This is a genomic window from Mycobacterium nebraskense (assembly GCF_002102255.1).
Taxonomy (GTDB): domain Bacteria; phylum Actinomycetota; class Actinomycetes; order Mycobacteriales; family Mycobacteriaceae; genus Mycobacterium; species Mycobacterium nebraskense.
The window spans coordinates 115,024-132,104 of record NZ_LQPH01000173.1 but is presented as its reverse complement, the minus strand read 5'-3'; the positions used below and the strand labels follow the sequence as shown (position 1 = coordinate 132,104).

Here is a 17,081-nt window from a genome sequence, read left to right as displayed (position 1 = left end):
TCCACCATGTTTACCGTCGACGACCAGGCGACCGGTCCGCATGACGCCTCGCTCGACCACGAGCGGATCGTCCTGCAGGCACGTGACGTCGACTTCGACTGGGCGACGCTGCCGTTCTACTACGTGCCGAACGAGCCCTTCACCACCCACTTCTGCAACGTGCTGCATCTGCTGCTGCCGGCCGGCGAGGAGTTCATCGTCGACGCGTTCAAGAACACGTTGCCGATGATCAAAGACGATCAGCTGCGGCTGGACGTACAGGGATTCATCAGCCAGGAGGCCATGCACTCGCAGGCGCATTCCGGGGTGCTGGACCACTTCGCGGCCAAGGGCATCGACGTAACGCCGTTCACCGACCAGATGGCCTGGCTGTTCGGCAAGCTCATCGGGGACCGGCCGGGTTGGGGCCGGCGGCGGCGGCAGAGCTGGTTGCTCGAGCGGGTGTCGATGGTGGCGGCCCTCGAGCACTACACCGCCATCTTGGGCGAATGGATCCTCGACACCCCGCAACACGACGCCTTCGGCACCGACCCGGTGATGCTGGACCTGCTGCGCTGGCACGGCGCCGAAGAGGTCGAACACAAGGCCGTCGCGTTCGACACCATGAAGCACCTGAGCGGCGGGTACTGGCGCCAAGTGCGCACCCAGCTGCTGGTGACGCCGGCGTTGCTGTGGTTGTTCATCCGCGGCGTGCGGTTCATGTACTCGGTCGACCCGTACCTGCCGCCGGGCAGCAAACCGCGCTGGCGCGATTACTTCAGCGCGGCGCGGCGGGGCCTGGTGCCCGGGCCCTTCCAGTTCCTGCGGGTCATCGGCGCCTACTACACGCCGAGTTTCCACCCGTCCAAATTGGGTGGGGTGGGGCGCGCGGTCGACTATCTGGCCCGGTCGCCCGCCGCCCGCGCAGCGCACTGACTTTCGGAGCACGCACGGATGACTCAGTCCACCAACGTAATCGCCTCCGACGGCGTGTCCCTCGCGGTCCACGCCCACACGGAGATCGACCCGGGGCGCCCGACGATCTTGGCGATTCACGGCTACCCGGATAACCACCACGTGTGGGACGGGGTCGCCAACGAGCTCGGCGGTCACCACAACTTCGTGGCCTACGACGTGCGCGGGGCCGGCGAATCCTCCAAGCCGGCGAAGCGCGCGGGATACCGCCTGCCCCAACTGGTTTCCGACATCGGCGCGGTGATCGACAGCCTCGGGGTGGGCCAGGTGCACCTGGTGGCGCACGACTGGGGTTCGATCCAGGCCTGGGCGGCGGTCACCGACGACGCGGTGATGCGCAAAGTCGCCTCGTTCACGTCGATCTCCGGACCGCACCTCAACTACGCGGGCAAGTTCCTGCGGTCCCCGCGCACACCCCGCGGCGTGTTCGACGTCCTCAAGCAGGCTCTGGCGTCGTCCTACATCTGGTTCTTCCTGTGCCCGGGGGTGCCCGAGCTGGCGATCTGGTCCCGGGCATCCGTGACAGTCTTTGCCGCGGTTGAACTCATCGGCCGGCCGCGCGGCGGCGGCCGGCGGCGCGCGGCGACCACCCGATCGATCCGCGACTACATCAACGGGCTCAACCTGTACCGCGCCAACATGCCGGGGCCGTTCCTGGCCCCGGGAAAGCAGCTGCCGCAGACCACCGTCCCGGTGCAGGTGCTGGTGGCGCGCAAGGACTATTTCGTCTCGCCGCCCCTGCAGCGGTTCACCGGCTCGATACCGCCCAACGGCAGGGTCGTCCCGATCGAGGGCGGACACTGGGTGGTGTCCTCCCATCCCGAGGTCATCGCCGAGCTCACGGCCGAGTGGGTCAACCAGGTCATCGACATTCGACACGCTTAGGAATTCGCTGTGGCACATGCTATTTGGAGTAGCAGACCCGCCGACCTGTACGGTCGCCGCAAGCGCGATCGCCTCTACACGGCGTTGTGGGGAGTGGGCACCCTCTTCGGCGGTTTGGCGTCGGCGTCGCGCTGGGACCTGTCGCGGGTCGTGCCGGTGCCGCGGACCAACACCGCGGTGGTCACCAAGCGCGAACTTCTGACGCCCGACGTGGTCGCGTTGACGCTCGCCGACGCGCAAGGCGGTTTGCTGCCGTCCTGGACCCCGGGCGCGCACATCGATATCCGGCTGGCTTCGGGCCGCCGCCGCCAGTATTCACTCTGCGGTCCGCCCGGGCGGCGCACCGACTACCGCATCGCGGTGCGTCGGATCGCCGACGGCGGCGGCGGCTCGATCGAAATGCACGACAGCTTCGACGTGGGCGACGCCGTCGAGTTCGACGGCCCCCGCAACGCGTTCTATCTCGTCACCGACGAGCGCGAGATGTTGTTCGTGATCGGCGGAATCGGCGTGACACCGATCCTGCCCATGATCCGGCTCGCCGAGCAGCGCGGAATCGATTGGCGCGCCGTGTATGCCGGGTGCAGCCGGGAATACATGCCGCTACTCGACGAGCTGGTGGCGGTGGCGCCCGACCGGGTCACCGTGTGGGCCGATGACGAGCGCGGCCGCATCGCCACCGCCGAGGAACTGCTCTCCGACGCCGGGCCGAGGACGGCCGTCTACGTGTGCGGCCCGACCGCCATGCTCGAAGCGGTACGTACGGTGCGCGACCAACATGCCGACGCGCCATTGCATTACGAACGCTTCGGCCCGCCGCCAATCGTGGACGGTGTCCCGTTCGAGCTGGAACTCGCGCGTTCACAGCGCGTGCTCAGCGTGCCGGGGAACCGGTCGGCGCTGGCCGTCATGCTGGACGGCGACCCGACGACCGCTTACTCGTGCCAGCAAGGATTCTGTGGCACTTGCAAGGTGAAAGTGATTGCGGGGCAAGTCGATCGCCGCGGCCGCACCGTGGAGGGCGACGGCGAAATGCTGGTCTGCGTCTCTCGGGCGAAAGGCGATCGCCTGGTGATCGACGCCTGAGAACTCACGCCGGGTGCAGGCTCACCGGTATCCCGGAGTAGCGCACCATGCCGGTCACCACGTCGATGTCGTCCTTGTTGGTCAGGCGATTGACGTTGGCCTCGTGGTGGCCGTGCGGAATCGACACCGCCCCGCGCCGGATCGAATCGTCGACCTTCGCGACGCCGGTGAGCTCCCCGTTCGCGCTGCGGACGGTCACCCGTTGGCCGTCCGCCACGCTGGCCGCGGCGCCGTCGTCGGGATGGATGAGGATCTCGGCGGGTTCGCCGAGAAAGTCCAGCTGCCCGTTGAGTTTCTTGCGCTGTCGGCGCGGCACCATCACCAATGGCGCGGGCGGCTCGAGCGCGGCGAGCTGATCGACCAGTAGCGGCGGCGCGAGGCGCCAGCCGCCCATCCGCTCGATGTGCTCGTCGACCCATGCCGCGGGCAGCTCCCGCGGGACTTCCGCCCATCCCTTGGCCGCCACCTCGTCGTACTTGGTCCGCGCGCCGGCCAACAGAACGGTGAGTACGTCGTCGTCGGTGCTGCTGTCCGGATCGCCGAGACTGCCGAGCTCATAACCGAGCCGGCGGCCCAGTTCGGCGAAGACCCACCACATCGACCGCCGCTCGCCCACCGGGGCGACGACGGCGGGGCTGTATTGCACGGACACCCGCGAACTCAGGATGTCGTGGATGGTGATGTCGGGCCGTTCCAGCGGATCCTTGGTCGGCAGCACGTGGGTGGCCAACTCCGTGGTCTCGTTGTTGATGATCTCCGTCGTGGCGAACACTTCGAGATCCTGCAGGGCCGGGATCAGCTTGGCCGTCTCCGGGAATGAGGTGACCAGACTGCCGCCGACGTTGATCAGGGCGCGGACGTTGCCGGCAGCGATCTCGTCGGGCAGCACGGCGCAGGGCCACTCGTTGATGAATGCCTGCGCCTCCGGGCGGCTGCTCGGGCCGGGGCCGAATGATCCCTCGATCGGTGTGATCGGCAGCAGGTCGCCGAAAGCCTCCAACTGGTAAGCGAATCCGGGATGGAACCACGTCCCCCCGGGCCGGTTCATCGCGCCGGTCAGGATCATCAGCACCCAGGCGAGCCACTGGGTGACGTTGGCCCGGTCGGCCGTCATGGTGACGCCCGTCCCGGTTTCGACCGCCACACATTTCGCGGCGCGCACCGCAGCGCACAGCCGCGTCAGCTCCGCCTCGGTGACGTCGGCAAGCCTCGCGGTGTGCTCCAGCGTGAACGGCTCCACCGCGGCGCGCAGCGCGTCGATACCCTGAACCGGCACATCGGATTTCATGCCGTCGCATAGGATCTCGCGAACCAGATAGGCCAGCACCGCGTGGTCGGTGCTGGGCCGCGGGGCCAGGTGGCCGGTGGCCAGCCGCGCGGTCTCCGTGCGCCGCGGGTCGATCACCCAGACCTGCCCGCGCCGAGTGATGTCGCGCACTGTGCCGGTCGGGTTCGGCATCGAGATCGCATGGCCATGTGAGACAACGGGATTCACACCGACCAGCAAAAGAAAGTCCGCGTTGTCCAGGTCCGTCCGGCCGGACAATCCCATGAACCCGCCCACCAGATCCGAGACCAGGGGTTTGGCCGTGCCGTCGATGGTCAGGGGGCTGAACTTGGCCGGCGTGCCGATCGCCGCGTGCAGGGCCTCGGCCATCCGGAACCCGGCGCTCTCCATCGTGCTGAAGTAGAACGCGACCGACGCCGGGCCGTGCCGTTCGATGATGTCCTTTAGCCGCGTGCCCAGGTCGTCGAGACAGGCGTCCCAGGTGGTGTCCTGCAGCCGGCCGTCCGCCCGCATCCGGGGCCGTTCCAGGCGGTCCGGATGATGATGCAGCAGCGGCAGTGCGCGGCCCTTCGGGCAGGTGTATCCGTGCGAGAAGGGATGGTCCTGATCGCCGCGGACGCGGATCACCTCGTCCCCGTCGACATCCACGAGGATGCCGCAGACGGACGTGCAGACGCGGCAGAAGCTCCGGACCGTTTGCATACCTCGGTAACGTACTCTCGCCATTGGAGAAGACCTATCGCATTTTCGAGAATGTATGCGCAGTTTTGAGAATGGCGCTCTTCGGTGAAACGGTGTCGGTTAGGGGAGCCTTAGTTATCATCGGCAGTCGGGCTCGCGCGAACGCAGTCGTCTGAAGGAATGGGGCAAGGGTGACCGATACCTCCACACCAGTGGCGGAAGAATTCGACGGCCAGCCGCCGGTATCTCTGCGGGCGCGCGGCCGATGGGTGCGGTGGGGGCTGCTGGCGGTCTGGGGCCCCGGCCTCGTGGTCATGCTGGCGGACACCGATGCGGGATCCTTGATCACCGCCTCACAGTCCGGCTCCCAATGGGGCTACCGGATGGTGCTGCCGCAGCTGATCTTGATGCCGATCCTTTACTGCGTCCAGGAGATGACGGTGCGGCTCGGCATCGTCACCAAGCGCGGTCATGGCGCGCTGATCCGGGAGCGGTTCGGCCGCGGTTGGGCGTGGCTGTCGGCCTTCACGTTGTTCGCCTCGGCGATCGGGGCGTTGCTGACGGAGTTCGCCGGCGTCGCCGGGGTGGGCGAACTTTTCGGCGTCTCGCGGTGGGTCAGCATCCCGATCGCGACCGCCGCGCTGCTGGCACTGGCGTTCACCGGCAGCTACCGGCGCGTCGAACGCATCGGCCTCATCGTCGGCTCGGCCGAACTGGCGTTCCTGGTCGCCATGGTGTTGGCGCGGCCGCGGCTCGACGCGCTGCTGGACGGCATGTCCTCGATGCCGCTGGGCAATTCGTCGTATCTGCTGCTGGTCGCGGCCAACGTCGGCGCGGTCATCATGCCGTGGATGATCTTCTATCAGCAGGGCGCGGTGGTGGATAAGCGGTTGTCGGAGGCCACGATTCGGCAGGCCCGCTACGACACGGCCACCGGGGCGGTGTTGACCCAGCTGATCATGATCGCGGTGGTCGTCACCATGGCCTCGACGGTGGGGGCGCACGACGGCGGGGGTTCCCTGAACACCGTCGGCGAAATCGCCAACTCGCTCACCCCGTACCTGGGCCGCACCGGCGGGACGGTCCTCTTCGGGCTGGGCATGCTCGGGGCGGCGCTGGTCGCCGCGATCGTCGCCTCCCTCGCCGGGGCGTGGGGGCTCGCGGAGGTCTTCGGGTGGCGGCACACGCTCAACGAGCGGCCCAACCGCGAGACCGCCAAGTTCTACGTCACCTACGCGCTTGCGCACATCGTCGGCGCGGTGCTCGTCCTGGCCAGTGTCGACCTGGTCAACCTGGCCGTGGAGGTCGAAGTGATGAACGCCTTGCTGCTACCGATCGTGCTGGGCCTGCTGCTGGTGCTGGAAGCCAAGGCCCTGCCCGAGCATTGGCGCATGCGCGGGCTGCACAAATACGTCACGCGCGCGCTTTGCCTGGTGGTCATCGGTTTTGGGCTCTACATGGTTCCCCAGGCGCTGGGCTGGACTTGAATCGTCTTACTCGTTGTGGTGCGCCGGGTAGGCGTGGACGAGTGCGCTGTGGAGCCTTGGCACGGCATGAGTCAGTTCGTGTTCGGCGTCATGAGCGATGCGGTGGGCGTCCTCGAGGCTGGTGCCGGGATCGATGTCGAGTTCGGCGTCGGCGTGCAGCTGGTGCCCTATCCAGCGCATCCGGATGCTACGCACACTGCGGACTCCGGGCCGGGCGGCAAGGCATGCTTCGGCGGTGTCGACGAGCTTGGGGTCCACCGCATCCATGAGCCGGCGGAAGATGTCGCGCACGGCGCGATACAGCACCGCCGCAATCGCCACGGTGATGATCATGCCGACGATCGGGTCCGCAACCGGGTACCCGAGAGCGACGCCGATCGCTCCGAAAAGCACGGCCAGCGAGGTGAATCCGTCAGTTCGCGCGTGTAGGCCGTCGGCGACGAGGGCGGCCGAGCCGATCCGGCGGCCGACCCGGATCCTATAGCTCGCGACGCCCTCGTTACCGAGGAAGCCGACGATGCCGGCCGCCGCGACCCAGCCGACGTGCTCGACCGCAACAGGGTGGATGAGCCGCAGGACGGCTTCGTAGCCGGCGATCATCGCCGACAGGGCGATCATGCCGATGACGAACAAACCGGCGATGTCTTCGGCGCGACCGTAGCCGTAGGTGTACCGGCGGGTTGCCGCGCGTCGGCCTAACGAGAAGGCGATCCAGAGCGGGACTGCGGTCAGCGCGTCCGAGAAGTTGTGAATGGTGTCGGCGGCCAGGGCGATCGATCCGGACACGACGGCGATGACCACCTGCATGGTGGCGGTCGCGGCCAGGCCGACGAGGCCGATCTTGACCGCCCGGATGCCGATGGCACTGGATTCCAGCGCGATGTCGAGGCTGTCGGCGGCGTCGTGGCTGTGCGGGATGAAAAGTTGGGCCACGAGGCCGCGAAGTCCGTGGGCATGTTCGTGACCAGGCCCGTGGTCGTGGTCGCTATCCCCGCTCATCGCTATGCTGCCCGCTTACCTGCATGCATACGCAGATAATAAGTCACCAACCCGCCCACGCGACATACCCACCGATGGTTTCGGCGGGACGATGGGCCCCAGGCCAACGGGTCCTCCACAATCGCCACCACGAGATCGCCCAGCACGCCGCGCCCATAGTTCTAGCAGGCGGAGAGCCCAGCTGACCGATAACCGTGATCGGCGAAAACGGGCGGGCGGAAACCAGCGCAATGATCTCGTCGGCCGCCCGTGATCCGGCCCCTCGACATCGCATGCTCCGCGGCGCAACGACGGTCGCAAAAGCATTCCTTGCTGGGGCGAAAGGCCACCGTCGGATCTCGCCGATTGGGGTAAGCGGCCCCCGGCAGAGTGTTTTACCGTCTACCGCACTGGACGTCGGCCGTCTCCGGGCGCCGAACAGCACCGCATTCGGTCATCGGGTCGGCATTACCCGAGATGACCTCCAGGCGAGGGGCCGTAATTGGATTGCAGATGCAGAGAAACCGTCGTGGATTCCCCTGGCTATCTGCCCTGAGACGTCGGGACTGGGACTGGGACTCGGTGGCGGTTGGCAATGACAGCTGAGGTTGTTGAACGGGCTCGGGTCTGCGCTGGCCATTGGTGCTGGCCCGGCGCTGGCGCCCAGGGCGATAGCGACGCTGACGAGTACTGTCGTAATCACTTGGGAATGAAGCACTTACAGCCTGCAGTCTGGATGCAGTCGGCGTCGCCACCGCGGGCGGAGCCGGTAGATTTGCAGCGGCTCGATCTCGCTGCCTCCATACGTATGACAGTACCCCGGTAGGGTAAGGGCGTCAATGTTATCCCTGCGTTGTTGCGCCAGCGATCAGGGCGGGTGGGTTGACGTTTCGGCGGTGATGCTTTGTCGACTTGGTGTCGCCCGGGGCCCTACAAGCCGGTTTAGCGGCTGCATAAACGTCGGTGAAACCAGTCGCGGCCCCGAGAAGTGCCCGAGGCCGCGACTAAGGGTGGTTAGTCGTTACACGTGCATCCGGGGGGACCGCAGCCGCAGCCGGCCGCTTGGGTGCAGGCGGAGTCACCGCAGGCGCAACCAGTGGATTTGCATTGGCAGGTACAGGTATGAGTTTCATTCATGCCGAGAACAATACCCCCATGGGGTATTGGCCGCAAGCGCATGTGTGCACCGCGGCACTTGACTGGGGGCACGCGGTCGCCCGCGAGATCCTCTTGATCACGAGCGAACAAGTCGTGCGATAGCCGCGGAGGCCTCGGACAGCTTCACATCAGCCTCGTTCCCTCCTTGAGTAAGTGCCTGGCTGACGCAGTGTTCGAGATGGTCGTCGAGCAGGTTCAACGCCACAGACCGTAAAGCACTGCTGGCTGCACTGATTTGGGTGAGGATGTCGATGCAGTACTTGTCGTCGTCGATCATCTTTGCGATGCCCCGAATCTGGCCCTCGATTCGGCGGAGTCGCTGAGCATAGCGGTCCTTGTTCGCTACATATCCGTATCCGGTGTCCATCCGAACTCCCTGCGCTTGATGATCGAGTCGTTCTCGGGGTTGCCGCCCGATGACGAATTGTCGTCGGCCGCCAAAGCCGTCGTTGCTCGCAACTGTACCCGGTGGGGGTACTTGAGGTCGATCTTTACCACGTCCGTTGGTGCCATCCGCGGGATCTGTTGGCATTGCGGCGGAGGGATCGCGGGGCTATGAATGAGGCTGCAATCCCTTGACCTGGCCAGCAACGACCTCACGTTGCGCGCCACCAATTTCCACCCGAGGCTCGATCGTGGGTGGCTGGGCGGGCGGCAGCTGTTCGGCATGGTAGCGACGCAGGCGGTTGGCGTTGCCGACGACCGACAGCGAGGACAGGGCCATTGCGGCGGCGGCGATCATCGGTGAGAGTCGTAGCCCCAACACCGGATACAACACACCCGCGGCCAGCGGGATACCGACGGCGTTGTAGATCAGGGCGAAAAACAGGTTCTGCCGGATGTTGCGCATGGTGGCACGCGAGAGGCGTATCGCGGTCACGACACCGGCCAGTGACCCGGAAATCAGGGTGATGTCGGCGGCTTCGATCGCCACGTCTGTACCGGTGCCTATGGCCAGTCCGACATCGGCTTGCGCCAGCGCGGGCGCGTCGTTGATGCCGTCACCGACCATGCCGACCCGGCGTCCCTCGGCTTGCAGCCGGCGGATCTCGCCGGCTTTGTGCTCAGGCAGGACCTCGGCCAGCACCCGTTCGACCCCCACCTGGCGGGCGATCGCTGCGGCGGTGCGGGCGTTGTCCCCGGTGATCATCACGACCTGCAGGCCCAGCTTGCGCAGGGCGGCGATCGCGGAGACGGAGTCGTCTTTGACCGTGTCGGCCACGGCGATGACCCCGGCCGGGTGCCTGTCGATGGCGGCGAGGATCGGCGTTTTTCCCTCGGCCGCCAGCTCGGCGCTGATGTGCTCGAGTTCCGCTGTCTCGATGCCATTTTCGGCCAACAACGTCGCGGTGCCAACGAGCACGCTAAGCCCCGCGATGGTGGCCCGGACCCCCTTGCCGGTAATCGAGTCAAACGCCGATACGACGGGAAGGTTGAGGCCGCGATCGCGGGCGCCGGCAACCACGGCACCGGCGATGGGGTGTTCGCTGTCGGCCTCGGCGGCGGCAACCAGCGCGAGCAGTTCGTTTTCGGCGACCGTCCCGGTCACCCGGACGTCGGTGAGGGCGGGCTTGCCGGCGGTGATGGTCCCGGTTTTGTCCAGCACGATGGTGTCGAGCTTCTGCGCGGTTTCGAGCGCCTCGGCAGAGCGGATCAGAATGCCCGCCCCGGCTCCCTTGCCGGTGCCCACCATGATCGATAGCGGGGTCGCCAGGCCCAGTGCGCACGGGCAGGCGATGATCAACACCGCCACCGCCGATACCAACGCCTGGGTCAATGCGGGCGTCGGACCGGCGATGAACCAGATCGCGAAAGTGGCGATGGCGGTGGCGATCACGACCGGCACGAAGTAGGCGGAGATCGCGTCGGCCAGTCGCTGGATCGGGGCTCGTGACGCTTGCGCCTGCTGAACCATCCGGATGATTTGGGCCAGCATGGTGTCCGTGCCGACTTTGGCGGCGCGCACCCGCAACGAGCCGGTGGTATTGACCGTCGCGCCGATGACGGTGTCGCCGGTACGTTTGGTGGCCGGCATGGATTCGCCGGTCACCATCGATTCGTCGACCGCGGACTGTCCGGAGAGCACTGTGGCGTCGACGGGGATTTTCTCGCCGGGCCGGATGAGGATCTCGTCGCCGACGACGACCTCGGCGACGGGGATTTCGGTTTCGATGCCGTCGCGCAGCACCCGGGCGGTACGGGCTTGCAGACCCAATAGCGCGCGGATGGCCTCGCCGGTGCCGGCTTTGGCGCGGGCTTCCAGTAGCCGGCCCAGCATGATCAGCGTCAGGATCACCCCGACCGCCTCGAAATACACGTCGCGCACTTCGGCCGGTAAGACACCGGAGGCTACCGTGACGAGCAGGCTATAGCCGTAGGCCGCCAGGGTGCCGAGGGTGATGAGGCTGTTCATGTCGGCGCTACGATGCGCCAGCGCCAGCCAGCCGGACCGATGGATCGGCCACCCCGCGTAAAACATCACCGGGGTGATCAACGTCAGCTGCACCCAATGGTTGAGTAAGAACGCTGGCACCCAATGGGAGCCCAGGGGTTGGGCCATCACCGCATACAGCACCGGGACGGTGAGCACCACGCCGATCACCACCCGGCGAGTCAGGTCGGCGATGTCCACGCGTCGTTCTTCCGCCTGGGAGGCTTCGACGTCCGCGGCAGCAGGCTCGTGCGCGCCGTCCGGTGATGCATGACCGGAACCGGCGCTGAATCTTTCGGCTTCGGGCGGTTCGGGTGCCGTGCCGTTAGGGATGACGACCAGCGTGCCCGAGATCATATTCATGCTGCAGGTGAAGCCGAACGACCCCGACTGTCGCGGGGTGAACCTGACGGTGGTGCGCTGATGCGCGGGTAGGGCCGCTGAGAGTTGCAGGCCCGGAAAGACGACCCGCGAGCTGCAATCACCGGTTTCCTGCCGGTCGAATTCGATCTCAACCGGAATGCCTTGGCGCACTTGGATGACGTTGGGGCTGTACCCCCCGCGGACCGTGACCTCGATCCGCTGCACCCCGTCGTTAACCGCAGCTGCGTGCGCTCGTCGCGGCGCAAAGAAGTACCACGCCAAACCGGCGATCACTAGGACCGCGCCCGCCATGATGCCAACGTCAAGAACGGACATCATGAACTCCTCGACAGCAGGGACGAATTAGGTGTTGCGCTGTGGGCGGCGCTCGGAGCTGGCTTGCCGCGCCAGCTCGGTCATGCGGACCTGGTACGTCTCGACATCGATCTCCCCGGACAGCCGCTGTCGGACGACGACCGCCTCGGCGATGAGTGCCTGACACCGCCAAAGGCTCGCACCCATGCCCGGTGGCAATAGGTCGGATAGCCCGTTGGTGGGCGGTAGCGCCGCTTCGATCTGACGTGCTCGGCGAACGCGCATTAATGCCGCAGCCGTGGTCGCGACGAAGGTGAGCAGCAGAACCACACCAATGAGCAGCGCAACCCAATGGCCGCTCGTAGTCTGACCGGACACCGCCATACCGCTTACCTGTTCCGCAGCGCGGCGCGCTACACCACCGGTCCAGCATTGCCCCACTATACCCCCCGGGGGTAGGGACTTGCGTCACTTATCCCTGGGAAATAAGCCTCTAGCCGACTGGCAAACCAGTACCGCAGGATCGGGGGTAATATCTCTCAAGCTGTCCGATGGGGAGGCGATCGCGATGATGGTCTGGTACGGCCACAACATGGGCTGGTGGGGATGGGCTGGAATGGGCGTCGGCATGGTGTTGTTCTGGGCGCTGCTTATCGCGGGCATTATTGCCCTCGTCGGCTACATCAATGGAGATCGCCAGGGTCGCCAAATCCCGCCGTACACGTCCTCGACAGCGTCGCCGGAACAGGTGCTCGCCGCAAGGTTTGCCCACGGCGAGATCAATGAGACCGAATATCGGGACCGGCTGGCAGTACTGCGCGAGCACGCGCGCCCGTGAGTTGCGCGCTGCCCGAACTGTGTTGTGCGCATGAGGATTCGGGATCGCGTGTCAGTAGCCTCGCGCACCGTGCGACGGGGTCTCTCGGTTCCCGGGTCCGCCCAGGGTCCGCAACGCCCCCGCGGTGAGCAGCTGCTGCCGCGAACCGCGAAGCTCGGCGGCAAGGTCATGTTCGAGCGCCCGGACCTCAAATCCCCGCCGGCGCAACTGTCGATCCAGCGCAGCGATGAACAAGCCCTCGGCCTTGCGGCGGCACCCCAGAACGGCCCGCTCGTTCATGACGTCTCGGGTCAGTGCGGCGGCCGGGCAGGCCGCGACCACCTTCAACGAGGCCCGCATGTCCAACGTCGTGGTCACCCCACACGACGGCGAGGCGCCGATCCCGACCATGTCCGGCGACCGTGATCCCGGACCGCTGGTAGTCGGCAACGTCGCGAACGACTCGCCGCGCCAGTCGGCGATAGACGAGGCGGGTCCAGACCACGAACGCCCATAGCAAGAGGCCGCGCAGCGGATACAGCAGTCCGCCCTTGGAGTGGTACAGGGGCAGGGTGTGGGGCTTGAGTATCCCGCCCCACGCCGGCCGCTCCGGGCACGGTAGCTGGTGAATTCCGTAACCCGCGCCGATCAGCTCCTCGACCGCCTCCGGTACCGCGCCCGGTCGGGTGGCGCCGCCGGCGTAACGCGTGTTCTCGTTCAGCAGACAGTGCGACACGAGGACAATCCGCCGACCGCGCTCATCGCGCAGCTGGTCGAGCAGCAGCTGCGCTTGGGACGGCGTCGGTCTACGGCGCATGGTCGACACGCCATCTCGGCTCGTCCGGTGCGGAGCAGTTTCGGCCGCTGCCCGCCCTGATCGATCGGCCGAGGTGAGCCGCCCCGGGCGAAATCATGGCCGCCGGGCGATGCAATCACAGGACTTCCGCCCCTGGCCCGGCGCGGCACCGCCAACTACCGTCGGCGCTACAGCGAGACCATTGACACATCGCGAGGTTGACCATGTATCAGGCTAAGTGGTTGCAGGTTGTGGTCTGCACGGCCGCGTTGCTGTTGACTGCATGCTCGAGTCACCCGGTGCCACCGGCATCGTCATCCCCCTCCCCCCTGGCCGATTCCACCCGATCAAATGCGTTGTCAGCCATGCACGGTGAGGCGCTCGCCCATGCGAAGTATCTGGCGTATGCGACCCAGGCGCAGCAGGCCGGGCGGACGCAGGCCGCGCAGGACTTCACCAACGCCGCCCAGACCGAGCACATGGATCACTTTGCGCGCGAGGCCGATCTGGTCGGACTGGGCAGCGACATCGCGGCCAACCTGCGCGACGCGATCAACGGCGAGGCCAACGAGACCAACTCCATGTACCCGGGTTTCGCCAAGCAGGCCACCGCTGACAACGACCCGGCCGCGGCATCCGCCTTCAGCGAGATCGGCTCCGACGAGGCAGCCCACCTCAAGGACTTCCAGGCAGCACTGAACGCGGTGAGCAACTCTGGCGGCGGCGCGTCGGTACCGGCCGGCGCAACGCCGGCACCGGCGGCCATCACGGCCGGGCCCCCGCGGTCGTCCGGGGCCACGCTGGCAAACCTGCGCACAGCGATGCAGGGGGAGGCGTTCGCCTACGCGAAATACATGCGCTACGCCGATCAGGCGCGACGAGACGGTAACTCGGCGGTGGCGCAGCTCTTTACCAACACCGCCAACTTCGAGTTGAACGAGCATTTCGCGATGCTGGCCACGCTGGCCGGCTTGGTGGCCACCGACACCAACGCAAACCTGCAAGACGCGATCAACGGTGAGCAGCACGAGGCCGATGTCATGTATCCCGACTATGCCCGCCAAGCCGATCAGGCGGGAAACCCTCAGGCCGCCAACCTGTTCCGGGAAATTGCCGGTGACGAGAAGGCCCACCAGCAGACCTTTCGGAAGGCGCTGACCACGTCATGACCATGGCGGAGGCAGGAACCGGCACGGCCCTGTCCGGGTTAACAGCCCAGGAGGCCGCGCGTCGGCTCGCCGCCGACGGACCCAATGAGCTCGCGGCCCAGATGCGGCGGAACCTGCTGCAGGAAGCCTGGGATGTCGTACGCCAGCCCATGCTGCTCCTGCTCCTCGGTGCCGGCCTGGTGAACTTCCTGGTGGCCGAGCCGCTGGACGGCATCATGCTGTTGGGTTTCGTCGTCGTGGTCATCACGATTTCGATCTATCAAGAGCACAGAACTGAACGGGCGCTGGCCGCGCTGCGTGACCTGTCGTCGCCACGGGCGCTCGTGGTACGGGACGGGACGCAGGTACGCATTGCCGGCCGCGACGTTGTGCGCGGCGATGTGGTCCTTCTCGCCGAGGGTGACCGGGTCCCCGCTGACGCGGTCCTGCTGGAATGCGCGAACTTCTCGGTTGACGAGTCGGCGCTGACGGGCGAATCCGTGCCGGTGCGGAAGGCGTCGATCGAGCCGCCGGCGATGTCGGCGGCCATGGGTCGACCCGGTGGGGACGCGACGCCATGGGTCTTCTCGGGAACCCTGGTGGTCAAGGGCCACGGCATCGCGGTGGTCAGGGAAACCGGCGCAGGCACCGAGCTGGGAAAGATCGGGACGGCTCTGCGCACGATAGAGCCGGAGCGCACTGCGCTGCAACGGGAAATCGACCGCCTCGTAGGAATTCTCGCCGTTTTTGGTCTTGCCGTCGCGGTCGTCGTCGTGATTGTTTACGGGCTGACAAGAGGCAATTGGCTTACGGGTGTGCTCGCGGGCATCGCGACCGCGATGGCGCTGCTGCCGGAAGAGTTTCCGGTGGTCCTGACGGTGTTTCTGGCACTGGGCGCCTGGCGAATGTCGCGTAAGCAGGTCCTCACCCGGCGTCCCCCGGTGATCGAAACGCTGGGATCGGCGACAGTCCTGTGCGTCGACAAGACTGGCACATTGACGCTGAACCGAATGACAGTGTGCCAGCTCATCGTTGACGGGCATGCCCATACCCTCGGCGAGGATCCGCTACCCGAGGCGTTTCACACCATCGCGGAGTTCGCCGTGCTGGCCTCGCCCGTTGACCCGTTTGATCCGATGGACAAAGCGTTCAGGGAACTTGGCGAGAAGTACCTGTCCGGAACAGAACACGTCCACGCCGCGTGGGAACTGGTGCGCGAATATCCGCTCTCGGAAAGGTTGTTGGCGCTGTCCCACGTCTGGCGCTCGACCGACGGCGGCAAGTTCGTCATCGCCGCCAAGGGCGCACCCGAGGCGATCGCTGACCTGTGCCACTTCACCGCTGACCAGCTCGCCGCACTGACCGCCGATGTGGAGCGAGCCACCGCCGGCGGCCAGCGGGTCCTCGCGGTGGCGTGCGCCCGCTTCGACGACCACACCACATTGCCGGCCGAGCAGCACGACTTCGAGTTCGAATTCCTTGGGCTGGCTGGTCTTAATGACCCGGTGCGGCCGGGCGTGGCCGCTGCGGTCGCTGAATGCCGGCGTGCCGGCGTCCGCACGATCATGATCACCGGCGACTATCCCGGCACCGCACTGGCGATCGCCCGCGACATCGGCTTAGACCATGCCGCCGGCTGCATCACCGGCCGGGATCTCGAAGCGATGTCGGATGATGAGCTGGCTCGCCGCATCCGATCCGTCAGTGTTTTCGCGCGAATGGTGCCAGAGCAGAAGCTCCAACTCGTCCGCGCCCTGCAAGCCAACGGTGAAGTGGTCGGGATGACCGGTGACGGCGTCAATGACGCTCCGGCGTTGCGCGCGGCCAACATCGGCATCGCAATGGGGGCGCATGGCACCGACGTCGCCCGCGAGTCTGCTGGGCTCGTCATCACCGACGACGACTTCACGTCGATCGTTGGTGGAGTGCGGCAGGGCCGCGGCATCTTCGACAATTTGCGGAAAGCGATGGCCTATGTGATCGCCGTGCACCTCCCGATCGTGGGCATGTCGCTCATCCCGGTTTTCGTCGCCGGCTGGCCCCTCGTGCTGCTGCCCGTCCAGATCGCATTCCTCGAACTCATCATCGATCCTGCGTGCTCGGTGGTGTTCGAAGCCGAGGAGACCGACCCTAAGATCATGGAATCGTCGCCGCGCGGGCCCCACGAGCGGATGTTCGGTGTACGCGTACTGACAATTGCCGCGCTGCAAGGGCTTTCGGTGCTGGCCGCTACCCTCGGCGTTTTCCTGTGGGCAGCGCTCAACGATCGCCCCGACAATGTCGTCCGCTCAGTGACGTTCGTCGCGCTCGTCGTCGGCAATCTCGCGTTGATTCTGGTGAATCGGTCATGGCGGCTTCCGATCTGGCGAACGTTCCGGGAGCGGCGCAACCGCGCCCTGAAGTGGATACTCGCTGCGACGGCTTCGCTGCTCGTCATGGTGCTGGTGGTTCCCGGACTGCGCCGCGCCTTCAACTTCGGCCCAATCACACCGCGGGACTGGATCATCGCCGTCGCGGCCGGTGTCATCGGTGTCGCGTGGTTCGAGATCTACAAGACAGCCGCAGCGCGGCGCTAGCACCCGGTGACAGCGACCGTGCGCAGATTTGTGCCCAAACCCCGGCGATTCGATTGCCGGTCACACGGTGATCGTCCACCGCCTACGCCGGCGGCATCGGCATCTGCACGGCCGTTCA

Annotated in this window: 14 protein-coding genes; 8 read left to right on the top strand and 6 right to left on the bottom strand. The window is 66.4% G+C overall.

Features of this window, described 5'->3' with window-relative positions:
* Positions 1–6: 6 nt before the first annotated feature.
* Genes AWC17_RS27860 through AWC17_RS27850 form a run of 3 tightly spaced genes read left to right on the top strand, consistent with a single transcriptional unit; the run spans position 7 to position 2,925 of the window.
* On the top strand, positions 7–915 hold the full coding sequence (locus AWC17_RS27860) for a metal-dependent hydrolase (RefSeq protein WP_046184447.1): 909 nt from the start codon (positions 7–9) through the stop codon (positions 913–915).
* 18 nt (positions 916–933) lie between these two features.
* A complete protein-coding gene (locus tag AWC17_RS27855) occupies positions 934–1,839 on the top strand; it encodes an alpha/beta fold hydrolase (protein ID WP_046184446.1) in 906 nt (301 codons plus the stop codon).
* 9 nt (positions 1,840–1,848) lie between these two features.
* Positions 1,849–2,925 (top strand): PDR/VanB family oxidoreductase, encoded by a 1,077-nt coding sequence (locus AWC17_RS27850; protein WP_082123046.1) that lies wholly within the window; start codon positions 1,849–1,851, stop codon positions 2,923–2,925.
* A 4-nt stretch (positions 2,926–2,929) separates the two neighbouring features.
* Here the strand turns inward: AWC17_RS27850 and AWC17_RS27845 are convergent, their stop codons facing one another.
* Complete coding sequence (locus tag AWC17_RS27845) at positions 2,930–4,915, bottom strand: molybdopterin-containing oxidoreductase family protein (protein ID WP_046184445.1); 1,986 nt, start codon at positions 4,913–4,915, stop codon at positions 2,930–2,932.
* Positions 4,916–5,085: 170 nt separating this feature from the next.
* On the opposite strand from AWC17_RS27845, the gene AWC17_RS27840 reads away from it, so the two are divergent.
* Positions 5,086–6,381, top strand: a complete 1,296-nt coding sequence (locus AWC17_RS27840) for an NRAMP family divalent metal transporter (protein ID WP_046184444.1) — start codon at positions 5,086–5,088, stop codon at positions 6,379–6,381.
* A 6-nt stretch (positions 6,382–6,387) separates the two neighbouring features.
* Here AWC17_RS27840 and AWC17_RS27835 read toward each other — a convergent pair whose 3' ends face one another.
* The 4 genes from AWC17_RS27835 to AWC17_RS27820 all read right to left on the bottom strand — a co-directional run bounded on the left by AWC17_RS27835 (position 6,388) and on the right by AWC17_RS27820 (position 12,010).
* Positions 6,388–7,380, bottom strand: a complete 993-nt coding sequence (locus tag AWC17_RS27835) for a cation diffusion facilitator family transporter (protein WP_046184443.1) — start codon at positions 7,378–7,380, stop codon at positions 6,388–6,390.
* A gap of 1,213 nt (positions 7,381–8,593) precedes the next feature.
* Positions 8,594–8,884, bottom strand: a complete 291-nt coding sequence (locus AWC17_RS27830; RefSeq protein ID WP_046184442.1) for a metal-sensitive transcriptional regulator — start codon at positions 8,882–8,884, stop codon at positions 8,594–8,596.
* Between the two features lie 186 nt (positions 8,885–9,070).
* Entirely contained in the window at positions 9,071–11,647 is a 2,577-nt protein-coding gene (locus AWC17_RS27825) for a heavy metal translocating P-type ATPase (protein ID WP_046184450.1), read from the bottom strand.
* A gap of 27 nt (positions 11,648–11,674) precedes the next feature.
* The gene (locus AWC17_RS27820; RefSeq protein WP_141224821.1) at positions 11,675–12,010 is read right to left on the bottom strand and encodes a hypothetical protein; all 336 of its coding nucleotides are present in this window, start codon (positions 12,008–12,010) and stop codon (positions 11,675–11,677) included.
* Positions 12,011–12,194: 184 nt separating this feature from the next.
* Between AWC17_RS27820 and AWC17_RS27815 the strand changes: the two genes are divergently transcribed.
* Entirely contained in the window at positions 12,195–12,464 is a 270-nt protein-coding gene (locus AWC17_RS27815; protein WP_046184440.1) for an SHOCT domain-containing protein, read from the top strand.
* Between the two features lie 51 nt (positions 12,465–12,515).
* Here the strand turns inward: AWC17_RS27815 and AWC17_RS27810 are convergent, their stop codons facing one another.
* The gene (locus AWC17_RS27810) at positions 12,516–12,803 is read right to left on the bottom strand and encodes a hypothetical protein (protein WP_046184439.1); all 288 of its coding nucleotides are present in this window, start codon (positions 12,801–12,803) and stop codon (positions 12,516–12,518) included.
* On the opposite strand from AWC17_RS27810, the gene AWC17_RS32920 reads away from it, so the two are divergent.
* From AWC17_RS32920 to AWC17_RS27800, 3 genes are all read left to right on the top strand, one after another.
* Positions 12,802–12,960 carry a hypothetical protein gene (locus AWC17_RS32920; RefSeq protein WP_156174161.1) on the top strand — a complete coding sequence of 53 codons (159 nt, stop codon included), beginning with the start codon at positions 12,802–12,804 and terminating at the stop codon, positions 12,958–12,960. The two genes, AWC17_RS27810 and AWC17_RS32920, sit on opposite strands and share 2 nt — an antisense overlap.
* A 644-nt stretch (positions 12,961–13,604) precedes the next feature.
* Complete coding sequence (locus tag AWC17_RS27805) at positions 13,605–14,408, top strand: ferritin family protein (protein WP_047323014.1); 804 nt, start codon at positions 13,605–13,607, stop codon at positions 14,406–14,408.
* Positions 14,405–16,963: a cation-translocating P-type ATPase gene (locus tag AWC17_RS27800; protein WP_046184213.1), complete on the top strand. Its 2,559-nt coding sequence runs from the start codon at positions 14,405–14,407 to the stop codon at positions 16,961–16,963. Before AWC17_RS27805 ends, AWC17_RS27800 begins: the two co-directional genes overlap by 4 nt.
* The last annotated feature ends 118 nt before the right edge of the window (positions 16,964–17,081 follow it).